General features: G+C 67.3%; 3 protein-coding genes and 1 pseudogene. 3 read left to right on the forward strand and 1 reads right to left on the reverse strand.

Translation table 11 applies throughout. From position 1 onward, the window contains the following. The 3 genes from HC022_RS23700 to HC022_RS23710 form a co-directional block, all read left to right on the forward strand. A partial coding sequence (locus tag HC022_RS23700; RefSeq protein WP_167454041.1) for a carbohydrate ABC transporter permease occupies positions 1-315 on the forward strand: 315 nt, incomplete at its 5' end. Further along, the gene (locus HC022_RS23705) at positions 308-1,216 is read left to right on the forward strand and encodes a carbohydrate ABC transporter permease (RefSeq protein WP_008885338.1); all 909 of its coding nucleotides are present in this window, start codon (positions 308-310) and stop codon (positions 1,214-1,216) included. The genes HC022_RS23700 and HC022_RS23705, both read left to right, overlap by 8 nt. Positions 1,217-1,220: 4 nt before the next feature. Next, positions 1,221-2,318 (forward strand): ABC transporter ATP-binding protein, encoded by a 1,098-nt coding sequence (locus tag HC022_RS23710; protein WP_167454042.1) that lies wholly within the window; start codon positions 1,221-1,223, stop codon positions 2,316-2,318. 100 nt (positions 2,319-2,418) lie between these two features. Here the strand turns inward: HC022_RS23710 and HC022_RS23715 are convergent. Continuing rightward, positions 2,419-2,616 (reverse strand): annotated as a pseudogene (locus tag HC022_RS23715) (protease HtpX); the annotation flags it as partial.

Genomic DNA, 2,616 nt, shown 5'->3' on the forward strand with positions numbered 1-2,616 from the left:
GCGGCGCAGGTGGATGGCATCCCGACGTGGCGGATCTATACCGCGATCATCATCCCCTCGATGGCGCCGATCTTCCTGTCGGCCTTCATCGTGCTGGCGCATCTCGCCATCAAGGCCTTCGACCTCGTGATCGCCCTGACCGGAGGCGGCCCCGGCTACGCCACCGACCTGCCCGCGACCTACATGTACGCCATGGCCTTCTCGCGCGGTGACCTCGGCCAGGCGGCCAGCTCGGCCATGGTCATGATGGCCGTCGTCTTCGCCATCGTGGTCCCCTACCTCTACTCCGAGCTGAGGGCGAAACCCCATGACTGACATTCCCCTCTCCACCCAGACCAGCGTCGCCGGAGCGGATCGCAAAGGCTGGAGCACCATCGCCCTGCGCTGGCTGCTCTTCGTGATGCTCGGCCTCTTCGCGCTGTTCTACCTGATGCCGCTCTTCGTGATGGTCACCACCTCGCTGAAGAGCCTCGAGGAGATCCGCACCGGCAGCCTCATCGCCCTGCCCCGCTCGGTCACGCTCGAGGCGTGGCGCACCGCCTGGTCCGGCGCCTGCACCGGCATCCAGTGTGAGGGGCTGCGTCCCTACTTCTGGAACTCGGTGCTGCTGGCGGTGCCGGCGGTGCTGATCTCGACCGTGCTCGGGGCGCTCAACGGCTACGTCATCGCGCAATGGCGCTTCAAGGGCGCCAACATCATCTTCGCGCTGATGCTCTTCGGCTGCTTCATCCCCTTCCAGGTGGTGCTGCTGCCGATGGCGCGGATGCTGGGCATCCTCGGCATCGCCGGCACCATCCCGGGGCTGATCTTCGTGCACGTGATCTACGGGCTCGGCTTCACGACGCTGTTCTTCCGCAACTACTACGTGACCATCCCGCACGAGCTGGTGAAGGCCGCCAAGGTCGACGGCGCGGGGTTCCTGCGGATCTTCTTCGCGATCTTCCTGCCGCTGTCGCTGCCGATCATCACCGTCTCGGTGATCTGGCAGTTCACCCAGATCTGGAACGACTTCCTGTTCGGTGTCTCGTTCAGCTCGGCCGGGACCCAGCCCGTGACCGTGGCGCTCAACAACATCGTCAACTCCACCACCGGCGTGAAGGAATACAACGTCGACATGGCCGCTGCGATCATCGCGGGCCTGCCGACGCTCTTCGTCTACGTGCTCGCCGGGAAATACTTCATCCGCGGCCTGACCGCCGGTTCCGTAAAGGGCTGATCCCATGGCTCCGATCCTGAACATCAAGAACCTCGACAAGGCCTATGGCCCGGTGGAGATCCTCAAGGACATCAACGTGGCCATCGAGCCCGGCGACTTCCTCGTGCTCGTCGGCCCCTCGGGCTGCGGCAAGTCCACCCTGCTCAACTGCATCGCCGGGCTCGAGCCGATCACCGGCGGCAGCATCGAGATCGGCGGGCGCGACATGACCAGCGTCTCGCCCAAGGACCGCGACATCGCCATGGTGTTCCAGAGCTACGCGCTCTACCCGACCATGTCGGTGGCCAAGAACATCACCTTCGGCATGAAGGTACGTGGCGTCGATGCCGCCACACAGGAGAAGAAGCTGAAGGAAGTGGCCCACCAGCTGCAGATCGAGCCCTACCTCAACCGCCGCCCCAGCCAGCTTTCGGGCGGGCAGCGGCAGCGGGTGGCGATCGGGCGGGCGCTGGTGCGCGATCCCAAGCTCTTCCTCTTCGACGAGCCGCTGTCGAACCTCGACGCCAAGCTGCGGGTCGAGATGCGGTCCGAGATCAAGAAGCTGCACCACCGGCTGGGCGCCACCATGGTCTATGTCACCCACGACCAGATCGAGGCGATGACGCTGGCCACCAAGATCGTCGTGCTGAAGGGCGGCGTGGTGCAGCAGATCGGTTCGCCCGCCGAGATCTACAACCGGCCGGCCAACCTCTTCGTGGCGGATTTCATGGGCTCGCCCGCGATGAACCTCGTGCCCGCCAAGACCCGGCCCAACGGCCAGGGGCGGCTGATCGAGATCCGGCGCGAGGACGGCGCGCCCATCGTGCTGCACGACCACCACGCCGGCGACCTGCCCGACGAGGTGATCCTCGGGCTGCGCCCCGAGGACGTGGCCGAGGCGGGGTTCCGCGCCGGCGAGGACGTGCAGGGGGCGGAGTGCCTGATCGACATGGTCGAACCCGCCGGTGCCGACACCTATGTGGTCTCGCGGCTGGGCGGCGCGCCCTTCACCGCGCGGCTGCACGCCGAGACGGTGGCCAAGCCGGGCGAGACCATGCGGCTGGCCTTCGACCTTGCCAAGGTGTCGTATTTCGAACCGCAGAGCGGCGTGCGGCTGAACTGACGCCCGGTCCCGCAGTTTGATCCGGGCACGCCCCCGGGCATGAAAAAGGCCCGGCCCCGGATCGCCCCGAGACCGGGCCTTCACCTGTCATGCCGGGTGCTCAGCCCCAGGGGCCGCGCGACTTGTCCTGCGGATCCCGCGGGGCCTCGCCGCCCCACGGCGCCTGCGCCTCGCGGCGCGGCTGCGGGCGGGGCGCCGCACCTCTGGCCATCTGGCGCAGCGCCGCGATGCGGTTCTCGGTCGCCGGGTGGGTGGCGAAGAGGCTGTCGCGCTTGTGCGCGTGCAGCGGGTTGATGAT

The sequence above is a fragment of the Salipiger sp. HF18 genome (genome assembly GCF_011806505.1).
Lineage (GTDB): Bacteria > Pseudomonadota > Alphaproteobacteria > Rhodobacterales > Rhodobacteraceae > Salipiger > Salipiger thiooxidans.